General features: G+C 43.4%; 2 protein-coding genes. Both read right to left on the minus strand.

Going from position 1 to position 1,894, the window contains the following annotated elements; all coding sequences use genetic code 11:
* Nucleotides 1–545: 545 nt before the first annotated feature.
* Complete coding sequence (gene istB / locus KTG14_RS17735; RefSeq protein ID WP_216972110.1) at nt 546–1,301, minus strand: IS21-like element helper ATPase IstB; 756 nt, start codon at nt 1,299–1,301, stop codon at nt 546–548.
* Nucleotides 1,298–1,894, minus strand: a 597-nt coding sequence (locus KTG14_RS17740) for a Mu transposase domain-containing protein (protein WP_483313510.1), incomplete at its 5' end; no start/stop codon positions are given. The genes KTG14_RS17740 and istB, both read right to left, overlap by 4 nt.

Genomic DNA, 1,894 nt, shown 5'->3' on the forward strand with positions numbered 1-1,894 from the left:
CGACTTCAGCCTCATATTTTTGACTAAGCTAGTTCCCCCTCGTTTTTTCTCTATTCGTTTGGCCAAAGAAACCGTCAGGTTTGGGACAAAAAGAACCGTCAGTTTTTAGACAAAATCAGGCGTCATTAACAAGTAATGCAAAAAAACACACCAATCTAGCCAAGAGTATATATATGTAGAAGCGAGCACGATACTCACCTAGGAAGAACCAGATTTTTAAGTGACTGGCTTCTCTGCTCTTCAGCCTTACCTGCAGAATTTGCATCTGAAATCTACTCTGTAAATTATTGTTAGTAATAAAAAGAATTCGTCGGCTTATTAACCGACGAATTCACATTCAATAAATACCAAGATTCTATTTTATACAATTCCTGCACTACCTCTTCCTATTCCGCACCTAAGCCTAATGTCCTGACTGAGTATTGCGGAACGAAAAAGCCACGTGTGCGGAGATTTGAGCCATCAATTGCGGAGAATGTGGCCAGTAAATGCATAGAAGAGAGCCACTGGCTAGATTTTACCGGTGACTCTCTTTTTGTATATTGTCAGCGAGGCGCGACTAAACTATGTCGTTCACGCATTGAGATTTTGCCATCGATCAATATTTTATAGGAATCATGGACAATTCGGTCGAGAATTGCATCAGCCACTTGGGCTTGTCCAAGTTTGGAATGCCACCCTTCGGGTGAGAACTGCGAACAGAAGATGGTAGAAGTCCGTTTGAGCCTCGCATCGATAATTTCTAACACGTGAAGCACTTGGTCTTGCGACAACTCACTCAGGAGCCATTCATCCAGTATCAATAAATCAATGGATCTGTATTTTTGAATCAGTTTGCGAAAACTTCCGTCTGCCTCATGTTTAGCAACGGCAAGTTCATCCAATAATTCGGGCAAGCGGATGTATTTCACCTTGTAGAATTGCCGGCAGGCTTGAATGCCGAAGGCATTTGATAACCACGTCTTCCCGTTGCCTGAAGCACCCATAAGGATAATGTTATGATGCTTCTGAAGATAGGTGCCGGACGCCAACTCTAAGATTAACTGCTTATCCAACTTACGGTCAGCGTGGTACTCGATCAGTTCCACCGATGCGCTCGAGTCATCAAACGTCGCCTGTTTAATCAGTCGGTCCAGTTTATTCGACCTCCTGCGATCGTATTCCGTATCCACCAATAGGTTAAAACGATCATCAAAATCCATCCCCTGGAAGTCTTTATTTTCATTCTGCAGTTGATATAAGTCCGCCATTCCACTCATCTTCATGTCCATTAATTTTCGTAAGGTTTCTTGATTGATCATTTTTTATCCCTCCCAAAATAGGTAGCGCCTCTGGTAAAACCATAATCCTCTGTCTGCGGTTCCCGCACGAGTTGTTTGTCCGCTTGCTTTTTCTTCTGCCTCGCTAAGATGCTTTTCAGCACGGCAACGGTTGGATGTGAGGATATCTCCAGTAACGTCTTGGTCGCTGCCTCAAGCTCTGTGCTTGTTTTTTTAGAAGCCGTATTTCTCAATCCATTCAATATATTCAACGCTTTCTTTTCGACATTCGTTTTTAGAATATGTTCAACCAGACGTTCCATATTTGGTCCGATCTCCTTCGCCCATTTCCGGTTATTTTCTGGGTTATGATCGAGATAACGCCGGTGGTGATCTGGCAGGTGATCCAGGTTTGTGGCATATGAATCTTCCGATTTTCGTTTGCGTGGATGGGATGCAATGCGCACATCTTTAAAGTACAATTCAATTACATCCGCAGTGATTCGAACATCGACATCCTCGCGGACGTATTCATAAGGAACGGAATAGAACTTATAGTCCACTTGAACATGGTAGTTCGGTTGGACTTTGGCAGTTGCCCATTCCGTCATCTTGAACCGTGTTGGGGGTGAATT

This window comes from Planococcus sp. CP5-4_YE (assembly GCF_019042655.1).
Classification (GTDB): Bacteria; Bacillota; Bacilli; order Bacillales_A; family Planococcaceae; genus Planococcus.

Bases quoted from the DNA above. Each gene is read 5' to 3' on its own strand.
- istB (WP_216972110.1), bottom strand. From the start codon at position 1,301: ATGATCAATCAAGAAACCTTACGAAAATTAATGGACATGAAGATGAGT.